Raw genomic sequence first — 19,818 nt, forward strand, 5'->3', positions numbered from 1 at the left:
TTGCGGCGGACACGCGGTGGCGAGGGACGGTGCGTGCCGCCCGACGAGCGGCGCACCGAAACTGGAGCGCTCGCTCAGGTAGTTTGACCCCCATGTGGTTCTGGCTCGCCGGCGCGATCCTGGCGGAGGTGACCGGCACGGTCGCGCTCCGCTTCTCCGCGGGGTTCTCGAAGCTCTGGCCGTCGGTGATCGTGGTCGTGGGGTACGGCACGGCGTTCTTCTCGCTCTCCCAGGCGCTGAACCGCGGCATCCCGATCGGGGTGGCGTACGGGATCTGGGCGGCGGCGGGGGTGGCGTTGATCGCCGTGATCGGGGCCGTGTTCCTGAAGGAGCCGTTGAGCTGGGTGCAGGTGGGCGGGATCGCGCTGGTCATCGCCGGGGTGTTGGCCCTCGAGCTGGGCCGCACCACCCATGCCTGACGGCCGCCGGGCCAAGGGGGCGGTGCGGCGGCGGGCCCTGCTGGAGGCCACCCTCCGGGTCGTGGGTCGCGACGGGGTGGCGGCGGTGTCCCAGCGCACGGTCGCCGCGGAGGCCGACGTGCCGCCCAGCGCGGTGCTCTACTACTTCGCGAGCGTCGACGATCTCCTGGTCACGACCCTGCGCGAGGTCAACGACCGGTACTGCGCGGAGCTCGCGGAGCTCCCCTCGGTCGAGGCGCTGGCCGCCCATGTCGCGGCGCTCGACCCGGCAGCCCTGGTCGCGGAGTACGAGCTCTGGCTGCTCGCCGCCCGCCGCCCCGACCTGCGCAGCGAGCTGACCCGGTGGGACGCGACCGTGGACGCCCTCGCCGCCCGGCTCGCCCCCGACCGGGCCGAGACCGTGGCCGCCGCGCTGAACGGGCTGTACCTGCGCGCCGCCACCACCGGGGTGGACGCGGAGGCGGCGCTGCGCGTGCTCCGTACCCAAGACTGAGGAAGTCTCGCCACTCAGGGTTAACACCCACCTACGGATCGGCGAACATCCAGGCGTACACGGCTTCACCGCATCCGCGGTGGAGACGCCCCGATCGGCCCACCGCCCCGATCGGTGCGCGAGCGGCCCGTCCCCGCCGGGGGCGGGCCGCTCTCACGTCCGGACCCGGTCCAAGGCCCCCAGCACGTCGTCGACCAGGTCGTTCGTGTCCTCGATGCCCGCGGAGAGCCGCAGCAGCCCCTCGGGCACCGCGTCCCCCCACCGCGCCCGCCGGTCGGCGGAGGTGTTGACCCCGCCGAAGCTCGTCGACGAGACCACCAGCGACGAGGCCTCCAGGAACTGCTCGACGGCGCGGGCCGAGGGCAGAGTGAAACGCAGGACCCCGTTCCACCGCCGCATCTGTCTCGAGGCGATCTCGTGCGAGCGGTCCGACGGCAGGCCCGGCCACCGGACGTCCGCGGCCGCGGGGTGGGTCAGCAGGGCCTGGACCAGGGCGTGGGCGTTGCGCGCCTGCCGTTCCAGCCGCAGGTCCAGCGTGGCCAGGCCGCGGTGGGCGAGCCAGGTCTCGAAGGGGCCGGGGATGGCACCGCCACGGGTCCGCATCAGGGTCACCTGTTCCGCCAGCGCGGCGGAACTGCAGGTCACGTGGCCCATCAGCACGTCCCCGTGCCCGGCGATCGCCTTGGTGTCACTGGAGATCACGAAGTCCGCGCCGAGCGGGATCGGCCGCTGCCCCAGCGGGGTGGCGGTGGTGTTGTCGACCGCGAGCAGGGCACCGGCCTCGTGCGCCGCGTCGGCCAGGGCGCGGATGTCGCAGACCTCGAGCCCCGGGTTCGACGGCGTCTCCACCAGCACCAGGGTGGCGCCCGCGAAGGAGGCGGGAGACCCGGCCGTCGCGAACTCGCGCACCTCCACTCCGAGCGGCGCGAGCTCCTCGGACGCGACGAGCCGGGACACGTAGTACCCGTCGGACGGCAGGACGACCGCGGTGCCGGGCCGCGCGCACAGCCGCAGCACCGTGGACACCGCCGCCATCCCGGAGGCGAAGGCCACGCAGTGCCCGCCCTCCAGCGCGCCGATCGCGGACTCGTACGCCGTCCACGTGGGGTTACCGGCGCGGCCGTAGAAGTACGGCTCGTCCCCCGTCCCCAGGTGGAAGGTCGACGACAGCACCGGCCCCGGGTGCACCGGCTCCCCCGGCTCGCCCGTCGGATGCCCGACGCACCGCGTCCCGTCCCCCGCCATGTCCCCTCCGTCTCCGTGAGTGGCGATAGTCGCTCCAGCGACTATCGCCACTCACGGGGTCATTCCGCCTTCGGTGCGCGGGAGATCAGCTCCTTGGCCATCTCCCGCGCCGAGTAGCCCTCGTGGCACACCCGCCGGACGGCGTCGGCGATCGGCAGCTCCACGCCGTGCCGCTCCCCCAGCTCGCAGATCGACAGGCAGGACTTCACGCCCTCCGCGACCTGCCCGTGGTTGGCCGCCTCGGCCCGGGCCAGCGACTCGCCCCGGCCGAGGTGCTCGCCGAAGGTCCGGTTGCGCGACAGGGGCGACGAGCACGTCGCCACCAGGTCGCCGAGCCCGGCGAGCCCCGCGAACGTCAGCGGGTCGGCGCCCAGCGCGGCGCCGAGCCGGGAGGTCTCGGCCAGCCCGCGGGTGATCAGCGAGGCGCGGCTGTTGTCCCCCAGCCCCATCCCCGCGGCGATCCCGACGGCCAGCGCGATCACGTTCTTGCCTGCGCCACCGAGCTCGCACCCGACGACGTCCGTGTTCGTGTAGGACCGGAAGTAGTCGTTCGACGTGGCCGCCTGCAGGGCGAGCGCGCGCTCGTGGTCGGAGCAGGCGATCACCGTGGCCGTCGGCTCCCCGGCGGCGATCTCGCGCGCCAGGTTCGGTCCGCTCACCACCGCGACCTGGGCCGACGGCACCTCGGCCACCTCCGCGATCACCTCGCTCATCCGCTTGAGCGTGCCCAGCTCCACACCCTTGGCCAGCGAGACGAGGGTGCGCCCGGGCGGCAGCAGCGGCTTCCAGTCGGCGAGGTTGCCCCGCAGCGTCTGCGAGGGCACCGCCAACACCACGGCGTCCACGCCCGAGAGCGCCGCGGCGGCGTTCGTCGTGGCGGACACGGTCTCGGGTAGCCGGATCCCGGGCAGGTAGTCCGGGTTCTCGCGGCGCTCGGACACCGCGGTGGCCACCTCGGGCCGCCGGGCCCACAGCACGACATCGCGGCCCGAGTCCCCGACGACCTTCGCGAACGCCGTGCCCCACGAGCCGGCGCCGAGGACGGCGACGCGCGCGAGGGCCGTCACGAGTCGGTCTCCGGAGCGGCGATGGGGGCGTGGCGGTAGAAGTCCGCGGGGGCGGTCTCCCCGCGCACCTCGGCGAGCAGCTCCCGGCACCGGGTCATCATCAGGTCCGTCACCTCGCGCAGCACGGTGGCGTCGACGGGCTTGCCCCGGTAGGCGCTCAGGTCGATCGGCGCACCCCCGCGGACGTGCACCGTGGTGCGCGGCAGCGGGCGGAAGCGCTTGCGGTAGTGGTCGTAGATCTCCCGGGTGCCCCAGTGCACCACCGGGATCACGGGGACGTCCGAGCTGAGCGCGAGCCGGGCGGCGCCGGTGCGGGAGTGCATCGGCCAGCCGTCGGGGTCGCGGCTGATCGTGCCCTCCGGGTAGATCACCACGACCTTCCCGTTCGCGAGCCCGGCGATCCCGTCCCGCAGGCTCTGCTGCGCGTCCGCCGAGTCGCGGTGCACGGGGATCTGCTCGGACCCGACGAGCACCTTCCCGAACACCGGCACCCGCCAGAGGCTCGCCTTGGCGAGGAACCGCGGCACCCGGCGCGCGCTGTGCACCCACAGGGCGGTGTAGAGGGGGTCCAGGTAGGAGATGTGGTTGGCGACGACCAGCGCCCCACCCGTGGCGGGCAGGTACTCCCGCCCTTCGTACCGGGGGCGCCCCACCAGCCACGACGACGGGTAGAACACCGCCGCCGCGAGGTCGACCCAGAAGCCACCCTTCTCGCGCGTCACGCCCCTGATCCTTCCTTGTCCCGTTACCCGAGGTCCACCCGCCTAGGATGAGGATGTGCGTGCCGGACTGGTGGTGCCCGTCAAGGGTCTCGACCGGGGGAAGTCGCGCCTGCGGGGCGCCGCGGACGGCGGTGTCGGCGACCCCGCGCGGCACGCGGAGCTGGCCCTCGCGCTCGCCCTGGACACGATCGACGCCGCGCTCGCCGCGCCCTCGGTCGCGGAGATCGTCGTGGTGACCGACGACGAACGCGTCGCCGCGGCGCTGACGGGCACCGTCCGCGTCGTGCGGGACGAGCCCGCGGGCGGGCTCAACGCCGCCTACCGCCACGGCGCGGCGGCCCTCTCGGCGGGGCTCGCCCGGGGCGCCCTCCAGGCCGACCTCCCCGCCCTGAAGCCCGAGGAGCTGGAGGCCGCGCTCGCCGGGCACGCGCGCGCCTTCGTCGCGGACGCCGCGGGCACCGGCACCACGCTCCTGCTCAGCCCTGCGGGCACCCCGCTCGACCCCCGCTTCGGCCCCGGCTCCGCCGCCGCACACGTCGCCTCCGGCGCGGTCCCGGTCGGCGGCGGGCTCCCGGGTCTGCGCCGGGACGTGGACACCGAGACCGACCTGCGCGAGGCCTGCGCCCTCGGCGTCGGCAGGCGCACCGCCGCCCTGCTCGTCTGCGCAGGCACACCCCACATCGCGTGAGCCGAGCCGTTCCCCGCGACCGCCGCCCCGGCTATCCTCGCGGGTGGGACCCCAGCGCCGCGGTGTAGGTATCTGGGAGAGGTATGGCGCATGGACGTCCCCGCTCAGGCGCGGCGGCACCCCCGGTCGGTCGGCGGGCCCAACGAGCCCCGGAACCGCTCGGCCCGGCTGGTCCACCAGCTCATCCGCTCCTCGATCAAGTCGGGGCTGCTGCGCGCGGGCGACCCGCTGACCGAGGACGACCTCGTGCAGCAGCTGCGGACCACGCGCTCGTCGGTCCGGTTCGCCCTGCAGCTGCTGGCGGACGAGGGGCTGGTCACCCGGCAGCGCCGCATCGGCACGTACGTGCACGCCAAGCCCGTGCAGATCCCCATGCAGGACGTCGTGGACACCCAGGCGGGCGGGCCTCTGGACTACCGGCTGATCGGGGACGACACGTTCCCCGCGCACGGGCTCATCCGCAGCCGCATGCCCACCGACCGCTCCCAGCTGCGGATGATCGAGTACCTCATCTCCAGCGAGGGCACCACGATCGGCACCCTGGTCGCCTTCCAGATCGACCCGAGCATCGACATGTTCGAGCACCGGTCCGCCATCCACGACATCGCCACGACGTTCGAGGCCATCTACGGCAGGCCGTTCGGCCGGATGCAGACGTGGATCGACGCCGTCGACGCGGACGAGCAGACCGCGGCCCTGCTCGGAGTCAGCCCGGGGGCGGGGCTGCTCGTGCGGGACCAGACCCTGTCCGACGCCGACGGCGTCATCCACGAGTTCGCCTACGCGCACTACCGCGCAGACATGGTGTCATTCCACAGCTAGGGCGACACCGTCCCGAAGTTGAAGTAGTCGATCCAGTTGTCCGAGGTCCAGGCGTAGCCGGTGATCCGGCTGGAGACCAGCACGTTCGGCTGCACCTGCCCGATGAACACGATCGGCGCCTCGTCGAGGTACATCTTCTCCGCGGAGTTCCAGGCCTGGCCCGCCTGGTCGGACAACGCGTCCGGCAGGGTGTTGCCGTAGGCGAGGGCGTCCTGGAAGGGCTTGTAGTACCAGTCCGCGAAGTTGTTCGCGCCGTTCGGGGCCGTGTAGACGAGCAGCTCGTACGGCGGGGTGAGGGTGATCGCGTAGTCCCGCAGGATGAAGGCCTGCGAGGTGTGGTTGGTCCGCTGCTGCGCGAACTCCGACGCGGGCATCTCGTCGATCGTGATGTCGAACCCGGCCGCCTTGGCCTGGGTCTGGATCTGGATGGCCGCCTCGCGGACGTCCGGCTCGGCCGCCGACACGGCCAGGGTGAACCCGACGCCGTTCGGGAACCCGGCCTGCGCGAGCAGGGCCTTCGCCTTCGCCGGGTCGTAGGTGTAGTCGGGGAACCCGGCGTTCGAGTAGCCCGGCGCGTCGTCGAGCAGGAAGCCGGGACCCTTGCGCTGGGCGAGCCCGCGGTAGACGTTGTCGATGATCTGCTGGTAGGGCGTGGCGTAGGCCATCGCCTGCCGGACCAGCGTGTTGTCGAAGGGCGCCTTGTTGGTGACCAGCGGCATCATGATGTAGGTGTTCGGGTTGCTGACCTGCGGCGCGATCAGGTTCGGGTCCTGCGACAGCGTCGCGGAGTCCGCGGGGGTCACGTTCTCGGCCAGGTCCGCGTCACCGTTCTTGACGGCGTTGGCACGGGTACCGGGGTCGGGCACGATCCGGATGTTGATCGTCTTGACCTTCGGCGGGCCGAGCACGAAGTCGTCCCGGGCGGTCATGGTCACGGACTGGCCGGGCTTGTAGTCGGTGACCTCGTAGGGCCCGAAGCCGTAGTTCGGGTTCTGGGCGGACCACTTGACCGCGTACGGGTCGTCCGGGGTCACGTGCTTCTTGAGCTCGGTGCTGTCGTAGATCTGCCCGCACAGGTCCGAGAGCAGGGCGAGGAACGTGGTGCCCAGGCCCGCCTGCGGGATGGTGATGGTGAAGGTCTTGTCGTCGATCTTCTTGATCTGCTGGGCCGGGTCGGTCAGCGAGGGCGCCATGATGCCCGCGGCCAGCGACCCCGGGGTGCCGAACTTGCGCTCGTAGCTCCACAGCACGTCGTCGCTGGTGATCTCGTTGCCCGAGGCGCTGATCGCGTTGGAGAGGTGGAAGGTGTAGGTGAGCCCGTCCGGGCTGACCTCGTAGCTCGACGCGAGGTACGGGCCGTAGTTGTAGACGTCCTGCTGCTGCACTCCGCGGCCCTGCGGGGAGTCGACGAACGGCTTGCGCAGCAGCGTGGCCTGCACGTTCTTGCCGGGCTCGAAGCCGCCGAAGCCGTCGTCGAGGGTCCAGGTGATGCCGGTGTCGGGGGTGACGATCGTCATCGAGGCCCCGTCACCGCCCGCGGCGGTGCCCGGGTTGTTCGCCGACGAGGAACAGGCCACGGCGAACGCCGTCACCGCGGCGAGGGCCAGGGCGGCGCGGGACCGTCTCCATCGACCGGTCCCCCCGGGGGAGCGGAGTGCGGACATGGGTGTCTCCTTCTTCTGGGGTGGGTGGGGGGAGGTCGGTCGTCACGGGACGGGGGTGGGTCAGTCGTCCCCGAAGAGCCGGCGACCCACGCCGGACACGGCGAACACGGTGAGGGCGAGCGCGACGGCGGGGAACAGCGCCGACCACCACCGGCCGGAGGCGGCGCCCGGGGCGCCGATCGCGATCATCGAGCCCCACTCCGGGGTCGGCGGGTGCAACCCGACGCCGAGGAACCCCAGCCCCGCGGTGAGCACGATCGCCGAGCCGAACACCAGCGAGGCGTTCTCGAGCGCGGGCCAGGACGAGTTGGGCAGGACGTGCTTGGCGATCAGCACGAGCTCGGAGTCCCCGGAGACCCGCGCCGCGTCCAGGTAGGCCTCGCCCCGCACCCGCAGGACCTCGGCCCGGACCAGCCGCGCCTGGTTGGGGAGCAGGCAGACCGTCAGCGCCACCGTGAGCGACGGGATCGAGGCGCCGAAGAACGCGATCAGGACCAGGCCGATGATGATCGCCGGGACGGCCTGCACGAGGTCGAGCGCGCGCGAGACCCCGCGGGCCAGGGTGCCGACCGGACCGCGCCGGGACTCGTTCATCCCGACGACGAGCCCGATCAGGATGCCCAGCGAGGTGGCCAGCACTGTGGTGATCAGCCCGATCAGCAGGTTGTTGCGGGTGGCGGCGATGGTCCGGGAGAACACGTCCATGCCCGCGGAGTCGGTGCCGAACCAGTGCGCGCCGCCGGGCGGCAGGTCCGGCCGGTCCACGACGTCGATCGGGCTGAAGGGCACCAGGACCGGACCGAGCACGGCGAGCAGCACCAGGATCGCCGCCGGGACCAGGGTGACCGACGCGATGCCGGGCCGCCTGGTCCGCCTGCGCCGCGTGTCGCGGTCCGGGGTGTCGAGAGCGAGGGCCACGGCTCAGCCTCCGGCGGTCGCGACGCCGGGGCGGCGCCGCGGATCGAGGGACATGGTGACGACGTCGACCAGGAAGAACACGATCAGCGACACCGCGCCGACCACCAGCAGGAACCCGCGCAGCGCCACGAAGTCCGCGCGGGTGACGGCCTGGACCGCGTACTCCCCCATCCCCGGGATCGCGAACAGCTGCTCGACGACGACCGCCCCGCCGACCATGAACCCGAAGATGGTGCCGAACATGGCGATCGTGGACGGCAGCGCACGCCGCCCGACGCTGAGCAGCACCATCGGCCGCGACGCCCCGGACGCGATGCGGAACCGGGTGGCCTGGGCGTTCTTGGCCTGGTCCAGGGAGCGGATGAACAGCTTGAGCAGCATCGGTGCGTAGGCGACGACGAGCACTCCGATCGGCAGCCAGAGGTGCTGGATCATCGACGACATCAGCACGGTGTCGCTGGAGAGCAGCGCGTCGAGGAACGGGAAGCCGGTGGTGCGCGGGGGTGCGTTGAGCGAGGTGGCGTAGCGACCGATCGGGGCGGGCGCCCAGTGCAGGACCGAGTAGAAGACGAACACACCGGCCACCCCGAGGCAGAAGTCCGGCACCGCGCCCGCGGCCCGGGCGTAGGAGGCGATCACGCGGGACACCGCGTTGCGCGGCCGGAGCACCACGAGGAACCCCAGGGCCAGCGCGAGCAGCGCGGAGATCGTCATCGCCATCACCGCCAGCTCGACGGTCTCCGGCAGCCGGGTGCTCATCTCGTCCATCACGCCGATGCCACTGATGATCGAGTTCCCGAAGTCCAGCCGCACCGCGTCGCCCAGGAAGGTGGTCAGCTGCACCCAGATCGGGTCCGCGAGCCCGAGCGAGGCCCGAGTGGCCTCGTACTGCTCGGGGGTCATCGGCTGCCCGCCCGAGAGCACGGCGACCGGGTCTCCAGGGATGAGCTTGACCAGGAAGAACACCACCAGGGCGAAGATCAGCAGGTGCAGCGGCAGGACCGCGAGCCTGCGCACCCACCAGCCGTTGCGCGTCCAGAGGTGTGTCATGAGGGCACCCCCTCGGTCACGCGGTAGGCGTCGACCAGCGTCTGGGTGTAGGGGTGCTCGGTCTCGAACAGCACCCGGCCGACCGGCCCGCGCTCCACGACCCGACCCTGGTACATCACGACCAGCTCCTCGGAGATGAACGCGGTGGCGGGCAGCCCGTGGGACACGAACACCAGCCCCGCGTCGTGGTTCTCGCAGTGCTCCTTGAGCAGGTTCAGCACGGAGCCCTGCACGGACACGTCCAGCGCCGAGACGGCCTCGTCGCAGACGATCACCGTCGGCTCCACCACGAGCGCCCTGGCGATCGAGAACCGCTGCCGCTGCCCACCGGAGACCTGGTGCGGCTTGCGCGCGGCCAGCGCGGGATCGAGGGAGAGCGCCTCCAGGGTGCGGTCGATGGCCGCGTCCGCCGCCGCGGTGTCCAGCTCGAGCAGGTTGTGGCAGGGCTTGCGCAGCGCGTCCCGCAGCGTGCGCCGCGGGTCGAAGGACGACGACGTGTCCTGCGCGACGAGCTGCACCTGCCTGCGGAAGGCCCGCAGCGCGGGGGCGGACATCGAGGCGAGCGGCACCCCGTCGAACTCCACCGAGCCCGCGGTGGGGTGGTCCAGGCCGAGCATCATCCGCACGACGGTGGACTTGCCCGACCCGGACTCCCCGACGATCCCGAGCCGGGTCGAGGAGTCCACCAGCAGGTCCACCCCGTCGACGGCGGCGTGCTCGGCGCCGCCGCGCCCGCGGAACACCCGTCGGACGTCGGTGAACTGGATCGTGGCGCTCACGCGGGCACCCCTTCGACGCGGGCCATCGTGGGCAGCCGCTTCCAGTCCGCGTTCTCCAGCCGCGGCACGCAGGCGATCAGGCCGCGCGTGTAGGCGTGGGTGGCCGTGTCCGCCAGGGTCCGCGACGGGCCCTGGTCCACGACCCGGCCCTGGTACATCACCACGGTGCGGTCGGTGAACGCCTGGCACAGCGCCATGTCGTGGCTGACCATCAGCAGCGCCGCGCCCAGCTCCTCGGTCAGCTCGACCATGAGCTGCATCAGCTCCCGGGACAGGGTGGCGTCGAGCGCGCTGGTCGGCTCGTCCGCGATGAGCAGCCGCGGTCGCGCGCTGAGGGCGATCGCGATCATCACGCGCTGCCGCATGCCGCCGGAGAGCTCGTAGGGCCGGGCCGCGAGCACCCGCTCGGTGTCGTGCAGCCCCACCCGGCGCAGCCAGTCCGCGGCGCGCGCCCGGACCTCCTTGCGCGAGAGCTTCTCGTTGTGCCGGATCACCGCGCACAGCTGCTGGCCGACCGTCCACACCGGATCGAGCGAGGTCATGGCGTCCTGGAAGACCACGCCCACGCCGGTGATCCGCTCCGGGATCGCCAGGGCGCGGCGCGCCCGCAGGTCCGCCCCGGCGAACGCCATCGCCTCGGCGGAGACCTGCGCCTCCGGCGCGAGGAACCCCGCGACGGCCATGCAGGCGTTGGTCTTGCCGGATCCGGACTCCCCCACCACGGCGACCTTGTCGCCCGGGCGCAGGACCAGGTCGACGCCGTCGACCGCGGTGAACGGGCCGGTCGGGGTGGGGTAGGTGATCGTCAGGCCGCGCACCTCCAGCAGGGCGTCGGGCTGCGGGGTCGGGGTGGCCTGGGTGGACTCTTCCAGGGCACTGGTCGTCATGGGGCTCCTCGGCGGGTTCGGCGGGGCGGCGCTGCCCACTCGACAGAGCTAGAAGGAGAGCAGGTTCTCGCGGAAGGTCTTGTGGGAGTAGCCGTCGCGGATCACGCCGCGGCGGCGCAGGGCGGGCGCGAGGCCGTCGCAGACCTCCATGATCGACCGCCGGGTGACCTCGGGGTAGAGCAGGAAGCCGTCGCCGCCCGCCTCCTCCATGGCCTCGGCCATCTGGCCCGCCATGGTCTCCGACGACCCGACGAACTCCATGCCGTAGTTGCCCGGCCCCTCGGCCAGGTCGCGCAGCGTGATGTCCCGGGAGCCCTCGAGCCAGGCCTTGGCCGTGGTGGTCTCGCCGTTGCCGACCTCCTGGGGCACCGGCCCGTCGAGGTCGTACTTCTTGTAGTCCACGACCCCGCCGGAGACGTAGGACAGGTACCAGAGCCGCTGCTCGATGCTGTTCGGGTCCTTCTTCCGCGCGTGGTGGCGGTCGAAGCGCTCCTGGGCGTCCCGGTCGGTGTCCCCCAGGAAGGGCACCGCCATGAACAGGATCTTGAGGTCCTCCGGCTTGCGGCCGTGGCGGATCAGGCGCTCGTCCATGTCCTGGCGCAGCGCCTTCATCTCGGCGGGCGTCTTCGCCAGGGCGAGCATGGTGTCGGCGTTGCGGGCGGCCAGCTCGCGCCCCGGGGTGGAGTTGCCCGCCTGGGCCACGACCGGGCGCCGCTGCGGGCCCGGGATGGTGTTCAGCGGGCCCCGGACCTTGAAGTACCGGCCGACGAAGTCGATCGGGGTGACCTTCGTGTGGTCGGCGTAGCGCGGGGTGACCTGGTCGTGCACCAGCGCGTCGGGCCCCCAGGACTCCCAGAGCGCGCTGACGCAGTCCATCCACTCCTCGGCCATCGCGTAGCGCTCGGCGTGGTCGAAGTGCTGGTCGTAGCCGAAGTTCTGGGCGACGCGGTGGGTCACCGAGGTGACGACGTTGACCCCCGCGCGGCCCTTCGTCAGGTGGTCGAGCGTGACCATCGAGCGCGCGGCCAGGAAGGGCGGGTACTGGATGGTGGACATCGTCACCGCGATGCCGATGTGCTCGGTCGCCGCGGCGAGCAGTGGCACCAGCGGCACGGGGTCGTTCTTGGGCGCCATCAGCCCGTACTTGAGCGTGGTCTCCGCGGAGCCGCCGTAGGTGTCCTCGACCATCGAGGTGTCCTCGATGAACAGCAGGTCGAAGCCCGCGCGTTCCAGCGAGGTCGTCAGGTCGACGTAGAGCCCGGGCTGCGTCCACTCAGTCATGGACCGGCCCGCCCAGTCGCCGAACCAGGGCTGCATGCCGAAGCCGTTGCCCAGGAACCATCCGAGGCGGAACATCAGTCGAAGCTCCTCATGTTGTCGCGGAAGTGCTCGTGGGCGAACCCGGTGCGGATCAGGCCGCGGCGGCGCAGCGCCGGGCACAGGCCCTCGGTGATCTCGCGGATGTACTCCCGGCTCGTGGGCTGGGCGAGGAACATGAACCCGTCGCCGCCGACGTGCTCCATCGCCTTGTCCATCTCGTCGGCGATGTGGTCCGGGGTGCCGACCAGCGGCATGCTCGCCACCCGCATGTCGCTGGCGGCGTCCTTGATGGTGCGGCCGCCGAAGGCCTGCTTCCAGCCCTCGAAGGTGCCCTGGTGGCCGTTGGTCGTCACGTCGTCCGGGATGGGCAGGTCCGGGTCCAGCACGGAGAAGTCGATCTCCATGATCGCCCCGAAGTGCACCATCTGCTTCTCGAAGTTGCGCTGCTTGTCCGCGCGGAAGGCGGCCTCCTTGGCCTGGGCCTCCTCCATCGTGCGACCGATGATCGGCGCCACCACGAAGAACACCTTGATGTCGTCCGGGTCGCGGCCGTGCGCGGCGGCGCGGGCGCGGATGTCGTCCCGGTACTCCTTCATCCCGTCGAGCCCGTTCGGGATGCACAGCAGCATGTCGGCGTTCTTGGCGGCGAAGTCCCGGCCCCGGGGCGACGCCCCCGCCTGGCAGATCACCGGTCGCCCCTGGGGGCTGCGCGGGGTGTTCAGCGGACCCCGGACCGAGAAGTGCTTGCCCTCGTGGTGGATCGGCGCGACCTTGGTGTGGTCGGCGTAGTAGCCGCTGATCGGGTCGGCGACGACCGCGTCCGGCGCCCAGGAGTCCCAGAGCGCCGTGACCACCTCGACGAACTCCTCCGCGATCTCGTAGCGGAGGTCGTGCTCGGGGAGCTTGTCCATGCCGAAGTTCTGCGCGGCGCGGTCCTCGCTGGAGGTCACGATGTTCCAGCCGACCCGGCCGCGGGTCACGTGGTCGAGTGTCGAGAACGTCCTGGCCAGCAGGTACGGCGGGTAGAAGGTGGTGGACGCCGTACCCACGATCCCGATGTGCTCGGTGGCGTAGGCCAGCATCGAGATCACCGGCACCGGGTCCAGCTTCGGCGCGTACATCGCGTGCTTGAGCTCCAGCTCGGCGGTCCCGGCGTAGATGTCGGAGACCATGAGCGAGTCCTCGAGCATCATGAAGTCGAACCCCGCCCGCTCCATGTCCCGGACCATGTCGACGTAGTAGCGCGCGTCGGTCCAGCTCAGGGCGTCGTTCGACCAGCCGGTCCGCCACTCGGGCGTGGTGAGGTTGCCGAACCAACCGAGCCGAAACGGCGATGCAGCCATGGTGCGCGTCCTTTCTGTCCTGGAGAAGCAAAACCGGGCGGGGTGTCGTCGGGAGGTCGGAGTGGTAGCCAGTCGATTTCGCAGTCCGTCACTCGGGACACGAGCCCGCTGACCTGCGACGACGTCGGCGCAGGCCGGAAAAACGCCGGGAATTCGCTCAGAACGAGCGCAGGTTCTCCCGGAAGGTGGCGTGGCTGAAGCCCGTCCGGATGAGGCCGCGGCGCTGGAGCTCGGGGCAGAGCCCCTCGGTGATGTCCGCGATGTAGGCGCGGCTCGGGGGCTGGGAGAGGAACATGAAGCCGTCCCCGCCGACGTGCTCCATCGCCTCCTCCATCCGGTCCGCGATGGTGGCCGGGCTGCCGACGAGCTCGATGCTGCCGATCCGCATGGCTCCGGCGGCCTCCTTGATCGGCTTGCCGCCGAAGGCCTCCTTCCAGATCGCGAACTGGCCCTGGTGCCCGTTGGTGGTGACGTCCTCGGGGATGGGCAGGTCCGGGTCGAACACCGAGAAGTCGATCTCCATCGTCGCCGCGAAGTTGACCATCTGGAACTCGTAGTTGCGCTGGGCGTGGCCGAGGTACTCCTCGTGCTTGGCCCACGCCTCGGCGTCCGTCCGCCCGACCACGGGCTCGACCACGAAGAACACCTTGATCTCGTCCGGGTCGCGGCCGTGCGCGGCGGCACGGGCACGGATGTCGTCCCGGTACTCCTTCATGCCGTCCAACCCGTTGGGGATGGTGAGCAGCATGTCCGCGTTCTTCGCCGCGAACTCGCGTCCCTTCGGCGAGGCACCCGCCTGACACACCACCGGGCGACCCTGCGGCCCCCGCGGGGTGTTCAGCGGCCCCCGCACGGTGAAGAACTCGCCCTCGTGGTGGATGGGCGCGACCTTGGTGTGGTCGGCGTAGTAGCCGGTCACGGGGTCCGCGACGATCGCGTCCGGCGCCCACGAGTCCCACAGCTTCCGCACGACGTCGACGAACTCCCCCGCCACGTCGTAGCGCCGGTCGTGCTCGGGGATCTTCTCCATCCCGAAGTTCTGGGCCGCGCGGTCCTCGCTGGATGTCACGACGTTCCAGCCGACCCGGCCACGGGTCACGTGGTCCAGCGTCGAGAAGGCCCTGGCCAGCAGGTACGGCGGGTAGAAGGTGGTGGAGGCCGTGCCCACGATCCCGATGTGCTCGGTGGCGTAGGCCAGCATCGAGATCACCGGCACCGGGTCGAGCTTGGGGGCGTAGACGGCGTGCTTGAGCTCGAGCTCGGCGGTCCCGGCGTAGATGTCGGAGACCATGAGCGAGTCCTCGAGCATCATGAAGTCGAAGCCCGCGCGCTCCATGGCCTGCACCATCTCCACGTAGAACCGGCCGTCGGACCAGGTCAGCGCGTCGTCGGTGGACCAGCCGTCCCGCCACTCGGGGGCGGTGAGGTTGCCGAACCAGCCGAGCCGGAAGGGGGCGCCCATCAGAAGGCCAGCAGGTTGTCGCGGAACGGGACGTCGTCGAAGCCGTCCCGGATCAGTCCCCGTCTGCGCAGCGCCGGGCTGAGCCCGTCCGCATACTCCGACAGGGTGCGGGCGTTGAGCGCGCGGGGTTGGTAGAGCAGGAAGCCGTCGCCGCCGACCTCGTCCATCAGCTCGCCCATCTTCGCCGCCACCGTGTCCGGCGACCCGACCAGGCCGAGGTCGGAGATCTGGCGGACCCCGGTCACCACCTCGCGCAGCGTCTTGTCCTCGTTGCCCACGACGTACTGGCGCATCGAGCTCTGCTCGCCGTTACCGAGGACGTCCGGCATCCTGGCGTCCAGGTCGAAGGTCGAGAAGTCCACGGTGCCGCCGCTGATGTAGGACAGCTGCCAGAGGATCTGCTCGATGTGGTGCGGGTCCCGGGTGGCCGCGACCCGCTGGGCCTCCCGGTCGCGGGCGTGCTCGTCGCTCTCCCCGAGCATCGGGGTCACCAGGAACATGATCTTGATGTCGCTCGGCTTGCGGCCGTGGGCGATCATCCGCTCGTGCATGTCCTCGCGGAAGGCCTTCATCTGCTCCGCGCTGTGCCCCATGGCCAGCATGGTGTCGGCGTAGGTCGCGGCGAGCTCGCGACCGGGCACCGAGTTCCCCGCCTGCCCCACGACGGGTCGACCCTGCGGCCCGGGGATCGTGTTGAGCGGGCCGCGCACCTTGTAGTACTTCCCCGCGTGGTCGATGGTGTGGACCTTGGAGGCGTCCGCGTACATCGGGGTGTCGAGGTCGCCGACCACGGCGCCGGGTTCCCAGGAGTCCCACAGCCGCGTCACCACCTCCATCCACTCGGCGGCCATCCCGTAGCGCTCGTCGTGCGGGAGGTGCGCGTCGTAGCCGAAGTTCTGCGCGACCCGGTGGGTCACCGAGGTCACCACGTTGATCCCGGCGCGACCGTCGGTCAGGTGGTCCAGGGTCGTCATCAGCCGGGCGGCCGTGTACGGCGCGTACTGGATCGTGGACATCGTGTTGATGATCCCGATGTGCTTCGAGCCCGCCGCCATCAGCGGGACGAGCGGGAGCGGGTCGTTCTTGGGCGCCATCTCGCCGTGGGCGAGGGTCCAGGCGGCCGATCCGCCGTAGGTGTCCTCGATCATCGCGGTGTCCTCGATGAACACGAAGTCGTAGCCGCCGCGCTCCAGCGTGGCGGCCATCTCGACGTACCGCCGGGGCTTCATCCAGTCGCGCCAGGCCTGGCCGTCGAACGTGCCGCGGCCGGGCTGGATACCGAAGCCCGAGCCGAGGAACCATCCGAGGTGGAACATGCGTGAGGGTCCTTCCGCCGCCGAGTGACCCGGGAGGACCGGGCTGGACGGGACAACGAAAACGCCGAATCGTGACCGGCGTGGATCGCAGCCGTAGCCGAGCCGTTTCGCGAGCCCCGCCCCGAGCCGCGGCGCGCTGAGCAGGGCCGACGGCGTCCGGGGTCGCTTTCAACGCCGAGACGGCTCGCCTCGGACACCGGCGCGTGACGTCGGGTCGAGACCTCCCCGTGACCCACTGTTCACCCGGATGTCGGCAGTCCCACCCCGTCCCGCACACGGGCGGTGTAGGAGAATCGCGCCGGTGAGCAGTACGGGCGGAGAGCAGACACCACCACGCAAGTCCACGCGCCGCGCCCCGGCGCGGCGGCCCGCCACCCGCCGTCGGACCAGCGCCGCCACGACCGTGGCGGGGGCCGAGCAGCGCGCCGCACCCGGCAACCCGGCCGAGCCCACCCAGGCGAGCACTGCGACCGCCCCGACCGCCGCCTCCCCACCCAGCCCCGGGGCCGCGCCGATCTCCCCGCCCGCACCGACCACCGTCGCCGCGCCGAGCGGGCTGCCGGAGGACCGCTACCTCAACCGCGAGCTCTCCTGGCTGGACTTCAACGCCCGGGTCCTCGCGTTGGCCGAGGACACCTCCCAGCCGCTGCTGGAGCGGGCGAAGTTCCTCGCGATCTTCGCCAGCAACCTGGACGAGTTCTACATGGTCCGGGTCGCCGGGCTGAAGCGCCGGGACGAGACGGGCCTGGCCGTGCGCAGCGCGGACGGGCTCTCCCCTCGCGAGCAGCTCGCCCGCATCCACGAGCGCTCCCAGGCCGTCTCCGAGGCCCACGCGCGGGTGTTCCTCGACGAGGTGCGCCCCGAGCTGGACCGCAACGGCATCCACATCCGCCGCTGGTCGGACCTCACCGAGATCCAGCGCGGCAGGCTCAGCGACTACTTCGCCGCCCAGGTCTTCCCCGTCCTCACCCCGCTGGCGGTCGACCCGGCGCACCCCTTCCCGTACATCTCCGGGCTGTCGCTGAACCTCGCCGTCACGGTGCGGGACACCGACTCCCGCACCGAGCGCTTCGCCCGCGTCAAGGTCCCGAACAACGTCCCGCGCCTGGTGCGAGTACAGGACGACGACGGTAGGCCGGGCCGGGACGTCACGTTCCTGCCGATCGAGGACCTCATCGCCGCCCACCTCGGCGAGCTGTTCCCCGGCCTGGAGGTCGCGGAGGTGCACGCCTTCCGCGTCACCCGCAACGCGGACCTCGAGGTCGAGGAGGACCGCGACGAGGACCTGCTGCAGGCCCTGGAGCGGGAGCTCGCCCGCCGCCGGTTCGGCCCGCCCGTGCGGCTCGAGGTCGTCGACACCATGTCCGAGCACGTGCTGGAGCTGCTGCTCCGCGAGCTCGACGTCGACCCCGGGGACGTCGTCACCGTCCCCGGCCTGCTGGACCTCACCTGTCTCTGGGAGGTCTACGGCACCGACCGCCCCGACCTCAAGGACGAGCCCTTCCGGCCCGCGACGCACCCGGCCTTCGCCGACCGCGAGACGCCGAAGAGCATCTTCGCCACCCTCCGGGACGGGGACGTCCTGGTCCACCATCCCTACGACTCCTTCTCGACGAGCGTGCAGCGCTTCATCGAGCAGGCCGCCGCCGACCCGAACGTCCTGGCGATCAAGCAGACGCTGTACCGGACGTCCGGCGACTCGCCGATCGTGGACGCCCTGATCGACGCCGCCGCCGCGGGCAAGCAGGTCGTCGCGCTGGTCGAGATCAAGGCCCGGTTCGACGAGCAGGCCAACATCCGCTGGGCGCGCGAGCTGGAGAAGGCGGGCGTGCACGTCGTGTACGGCCTGGTCGGCCTGAAGACGCACTGCAAGACCTCGCTCGTGGTGCGCCAGGAGGGCTCCACGATCCGTCGCTACTGCCACGTCGGCACGGGGAACTACAACCCGAAGACCGCACGGCTCTACGAGGACGTCGGCGTGCTCACCGCCGACCCCACCATCGGCGCGGACCTCACGGACCTGTTCAACTCCCTCACCGGCTACTCCCGGCAGACGAGCTACCGCAGCCTGCTCGTGGCGCCGTACGGCGTGCGGCGCGGCATCGTCCGGCGCATCGAGGACGAGATCGCGGCGCACCGGGAGGGCTCCCCGGACGCGCGGGTGCAGATCAAGGTCAACTCCCTGGTGGACGAGCAGGTGATCGACGCGCTGTACCGGGCGTCGCAGGCGGGCGTGCCCGTGGACGTGGTGGTGCGCGGGATCTGCGCGATCCGCCCGGGTGTGGAGGGGCTCAGCGAGAACATCCACGTGCGGTCCATCCTCGGGCGCTACCTGGAGCACTCGCGCATCTTCCACTTCGGCGCGGCGGACGAGTACTGGATCGGCAGCGCGGACATGATGCACCGCAACCTCGACCGCCGGGTCGAGGTGCTGCTGCGGGTGGCGGACCCGCGGTTGGCGGGCCAGCTCAAGGACATCATGGACTCGGCGCTCGACCCCACCACCCGCTGCTGGGTGCTGACGGACGACCGCTGGGAGCCCTCCCCGCCCACCGGCACGGACCTGGAGAAGGTCCGCGACCACCAGGCCGAGCTGATGATCGCCCACTCCGCCCGGACCACCGACGCCGAATGACCGACCTGCACGCCGCCCTCGGTGCGGACGTCCTCGCCGCGGGCACGGTGTTGTGGCGGGGCGAGCACGTCGCGCTGGTCCATCGCCCCCGCTACGACGACTGGTCCCTCCCCAAGGGGAAGCTGGAGCGGGGCGAGTCCCTCGCCGCCTGCGCGATCCGGGAGACCCGGGAGGAGACCGGCCTCCGGGCCCGGCTCGGCCGGCGCATCGGGGACGTCCGCTACACCGTCCCCGAGGGCCGCAAGCTGGTGCGCTACTGGGCCGCCGAGGCGCTGGAAGAAGTCGACTTCGTCCCGAACGACGAGGTGGACGAGCTGCGTTGGGTGTCTCCGACGGAGGCCGCCCGCCTGGTGACCTACCCGCACGACGCGCAGGTCCTGGACCGGTTCACCCCGCCGTCGACGGTCCTGCTCGTCGTCCGGCACGCCAAGGCGGGCAGCCGGAACAACTGGGACGGCGACGACGACCTGCGCCCCCTCTCCGGGGACGGCCGCCACCAGGCCGAGCACCTCGTCGGTTTCCTGGGCCTCTTCGGCCCCGAACGCTTCCACTCGGCGACGCCGGTCCGCTGCGTCGACACCCTGGCCCCCGCCGCGGGCGCCGCGCCGATCCTCCCCGAGCCGCTCCTCGGCGAGGAGGGCTACTGGGCGGACCCGGCGGCAGGCCGGGACCGCTTCCGCGCGCTGCTGGCGACCCCCGGGGTCACGGCGCTGTGCAGCCAGGGCGGCGTGATCCCCGACGTCGTCGCCGAGCTCCTCGAGGAGTCCGGCGCCCGCCCCACCGGCGTCCCCTGCCCCGTCGAGAAGCCCGTGCCCAGCAAGAAGGCCGGCACCTGGGTGCTCACCACCGGCCCGGACGGCGGCCTGCGGTCGGCGGACTACTACCCGACGCCGGGCTAGGGCGTCGAGGCGGGAGGTGGCGCCGAGCTTGGCGGTGGCGGCTTTCAGGTACCCCTTCACGGTGTGCACGCGCAGCCCGAGCAGCGCGC

Annotated in this window: 18 protein-coding genes; 6 read left to right on the forward strand and 12 right to left on the reverse strand. The window is 71.8% G+C overall.

From position 1 onward, the window contains the following. Positions 1 to 92: 92 nt before the first annotated feature. Entirely contained in the window at positions 93 to 419 is a 327-nt protein-coding gene (locus BLS43_RS24190) for a DMT family transporter (protein ID WP_093089001.1), read from the forward strand. Continuing rightward, positions 412 to 912 (forward strand): TetR/AcrR family transcriptional regulator, encoded by a 501-nt coding sequence (locus tag BLS43_RS24195; RefSeq protein WP_093089002.1) that lies wholly within the window; start codon positions 412 to 414, stop codon positions 910 to 912. The genes BLS43_RS24190 and BLS43_RS24195 overlap by 8 nt, the downstream gene beginning before the upstream one ends. Positions 913 to 1,065: 153 nt before the next feature. Here the strand turns inward: BLS43_RS24195 and BLS43_RS24200 are convergent, their stop codons facing one another. The 3 genes from BLS43_RS24200 to BLS43_RS24210 are packed head-to-tail and all read right to left on the reverse strand — an operon-like array spanning position 1,066 to position 3,946. Further along, the gene (locus BLS43_RS24200) at positions 1,066 to 2,157 is read right to left on the reverse strand and encodes a cystathionine gamma-lyase (protein WP_093089003.1); all 1,092 of its coding nucleotides are present in this window, start codon (positions 2,155 to 2,157) and stop codon (positions 1,066 to 1,068) included. A gap of 59 nt (positions 2,158 to 2,216) precedes the next feature. Next, the gene (locus BLS43_RS24205; RefSeq protein WP_093089004.1) at positions 2,217 to 3,224 is read right to left on the reverse strand and encodes an NAD(P)H-dependent glycerol-3-phosphate dehydrogenase; all 1,008 of its coding nucleotides are present in this window, start codon (positions 3,222 to 3,224) and stop codon (positions 2,217 to 2,219) included. Beyond that, complete coding sequence (locus BLS43_RS24210; RefSeq protein WP_093089005.1) at positions 3,221 to 3,946, reverse strand: lysophospholipid acyltransferase family protein; 726 nt, start codon at positions 3,944 to 3,946, stop codon at positions 3,221 to 3,223. The genes BLS43_RS24205 and BLS43_RS24210 overlap by 4 nt, the downstream gene beginning before the upstream one ends. A 55-nt stretch (positions 3,947 to 4,001) precedes the next feature. Between BLS43_RS24210 and cofC the strand changes: the two genes are divergently transcribed. Both cofC and BLS43_RS24220 read left to right on the forward strand, forming a co-directional pair. After that, a complete protein-coding gene (gene cofC, locus BLS43_RS24215; protein ID WP_093089006.1) occupies positions 4,002 to 4,634 on the forward strand; it encodes a 2-phospho-L-lactate guanylyltransferase in 633 nt (210 codons plus the stop codon). Between the two features lie 90 nt (positions 4,635 to 4,724). Next, a complete protein-coding gene (locus BLS43_RS24220) occupies positions 4,725 to 5,456 on the forward strand; it encodes a GntR family transcriptional regulator (protein WP_093089007.1) in 732 nt (243 codons plus the stop codon). Here BLS43_RS24220 and BLS43_RS24225 read toward each other — a convergent pair. From BLS43_RS24225 to BLS43_RS24265, 9 genes are all read right to left on the reverse strand, one after another. After that, complete coding sequence (locus tag BLS43_RS24225) at positions 5,453 to 7,120, reverse strand: ABC transporter substrate-binding protein (RefSeq protein WP_093089008.1); 1,668 nt, start codon at positions 7,118 to 7,120, stop codon at positions 5,453 to 5,455. The two genes, BLS43_RS24220 and BLS43_RS24225, sit on opposite strands and share 4 nt — an antisense overlap. A gap of 60 nt (positions 7,121 to 7,180) precedes the next feature. Beyond that, positions 7,181 to 8,038, reverse strand: coding sequence for an ABC transporter permease (locus tag BLS43_RS24230; protein ID WP_093089009.1), 858 nt, complete (start codon positions 8,036 to 8,038; stop codon positions 7,181 to 7,183). A gap of 3 nt (positions 8,039 to 8,041) precedes the next feature. Next, entirely contained in the window at positions 8,042 to 9,088 is a 1,047-nt protein-coding gene (locus BLS43_RS24235; RefSeq protein WP_093089010.1) for an ABC transporter permease, read from the reverse strand. Further along, the gene (locus BLS43_RS24240; RefSeq protein ID WP_093089011.1) at positions 9,085 to 9,867 is read right to left on the reverse strand and encodes an ABC transporter ATP-binding protein; all 783 of its coding nucleotides are present in this window, start codon (positions 9,865 to 9,867) and stop codon (positions 9,085 to 9,087) included. The genes BLS43_RS24235 and BLS43_RS24240 overlap by 4 nt, the downstream gene beginning before the upstream one ends. Further along, the gene (locus tag BLS43_RS24245; RefSeq protein WP_093089012.1) at positions 9,864 to 10,754 is read right to left on the reverse strand and encodes an ABC transporter ATP-binding protein; all 891 of its coding nucleotides are present in this window, start codon (positions 10,752 to 10,754) and stop codon (positions 9,864 to 9,866) included. Before BLS43_RS24245 ends, BLS43_RS24240 begins: the two co-directional genes overlap by 4 nt. 48 nt (positions 10,755 to 10,802) lie before the next feature. Next, entirely contained in the window at positions 10,803 to 12,110 is a 1,308-nt protein-coding gene (locus BLS43_RS24250; protein WP_093089013.1) for an NtaA/DmoA family FMN-dependent monooxygenase, read from the reverse strand. Further along, positions 12,110 to 13,417 carry an NtaA/DmoA family FMN-dependent monooxygenase gene (locus tag BLS43_RS24255; RefSeq protein WP_093089014.1) on the reverse strand — a complete coding sequence of 436 codons (1,308 nt, stop codon included), beginning with the start codon at positions 13,415 to 13,417 and terminating at the stop codon, positions 12,110 to 12,112. The genes BLS43_RS24250 and BLS43_RS24255 overlap by 1 nt, the downstream gene beginning before the upstream one ends. Before the next feature lie 157 nt (positions 13,418 to 13,574). Next, entirely contained in the window at positions 13,575 to 14,879 is a 1,305-nt protein-coding gene (locus tag BLS43_RS24260; protein ID WP_176921513.1) for an NtaA/DmoA family FMN-dependent monooxygenase, read from the reverse strand. Beyond that, on the reverse strand, positions 14,879 to 16,195 hold the full coding sequence (locus tag BLS43_RS24265) for an NtaA/DmoA family FMN-dependent monooxygenase (protein ID WP_093089016.1): 1,317 nt from the start codon (positions 16,193 to 16,195) through the stop codon (positions 14,879 to 14,881). The genes BLS43_RS24260 and BLS43_RS24265 overlap by 1 nt, the downstream gene beginning before the upstream one ends. A 292-nt stretch (positions 16,196 to 16,487) precedes the next feature. Between BLS43_RS24265 and BLS43_RS24270 the strand changes: the two genes are divergently transcribed. Both BLS43_RS24270 and BLS43_RS24275 read left to right on the forward strand, forming a co-directional pair. Further along, the gene (locus tag BLS43_RS24270) at positions 16,488 to 18,830 is read left to right on the forward strand and encodes an RNA degradosome polyphosphate kinase (RefSeq protein ID WP_425438567.1); all 2,343 of its coding nucleotides are present in this window, start codon (positions 16,488 to 16,490) and stop codon (positions 18,828 to 18,830) included. Beyond that, a complete protein-coding gene (locus tag BLS43_RS24275) occupies positions 18,827 to 19,729 on the forward strand; it encodes an NUDIX hydrolase (RefSeq protein ID WP_093089018.1) in 903 nt (300 codons plus the stop codon). The genes BLS43_RS24270 and BLS43_RS24275 overlap by 4 nt, the downstream gene beginning before the upstream one ends. The last annotated feature ends 89 nt before the right edge of the window (positions 19,730 to 19,818 follow it).

The organism is Pseudonocardia oroxyli, from assembly GCF_900102195.1.
Taxonomy (GTDB): Bacteria; Actinomycetota; Actinomycetes; order Mycobacteriales; family Pseudonocardiaceae; genus Pseudonocardia; species Pseudonocardia oroxyli.

Coding starts and splice junctions, on each gene's coding strand:
- BLS43_RS24190 (WP_093089001.1), top strand. CDS start 93: ATGTGGTTCTGGCTCGCCGGCGCGATCCTGGCGGAGGTGACCGGCACG.
- BLS43_RS24195 (WP_093089002.1), top strand. CDS start 412: ATGCCTGACGGCCGCCGGGCCAAGGGGGCGGTGCGGCGGCGGGCCCTG.
- BLS43_RS24200 (WP_093089003.1), bottom strand. CDS start 2,157: ATGGCGGGGGACGGGACGCGGTGCGTCGGGCATCCGACGGGCGAGCCG.
- BLS43_RS24220 (WP_093089007.1), top strand. CDS start 4,725: ATGGACGTCCCCGCTCAGGCGCGGCGGCACCCCCGGTCGGTCGGCGGG.
- BLS43_RS24225 (WP_093089008.1), bottom strand. CDS start 7,120: ATGTCCGCACTCCGCTCCCCCGGGGGGACCGGTCGATGGAGACGGTCC.
- BLS43_RS24235 (WP_093089010.1), bottom strand. CDS start 9,088: ATGACACACCTCTGGACGCGCAACGGCTGGTGGGTGCGCAGGCTCGCG.
- BLS43_RS24245 (WP_093089012.1), bottom strand. CDS start 10,754: ATGACGACCAGTGCCCTGGAAGAGTCCACCCAGGCCACCCCGACCCCG.
- BLS43_RS24250 (WP_093089013.1), bottom strand. CDS start 12,110: ATGTTCCGCCTCGGATGGTTCCTGGGCAACGGCTTCGGCATGCAGCCC.
- BLS43_RS24255 (WP_093089014.1), bottom strand. CDS start 13,417: ATGGCTGCATCGCCGTTTCGGCTCGGTTGGTTCGGCAACCTCACCACG.
- BLS43_RS24260 (WP_176921513.1), bottom strand. CDS start 14,879: ATGGGCGCCCCCTTCCGGCTCGGCTGGTTCGGCAACCTCACCGCCCCC.
- BLS43_RS24265 (WP_093089016.1), bottom strand. CDS start 16,195: ATGTTCCACCTCGGATGGTTCCTCGGCTCGGGCTTCGGTATCCAGCCC.
- BLS43_RS24275 (WP_093089018.1), top strand. CDS start 18,827: ATGACCGACCTGCACGCCGCCCTCGGTGCGGACGTCCTCGCCGCGGGC.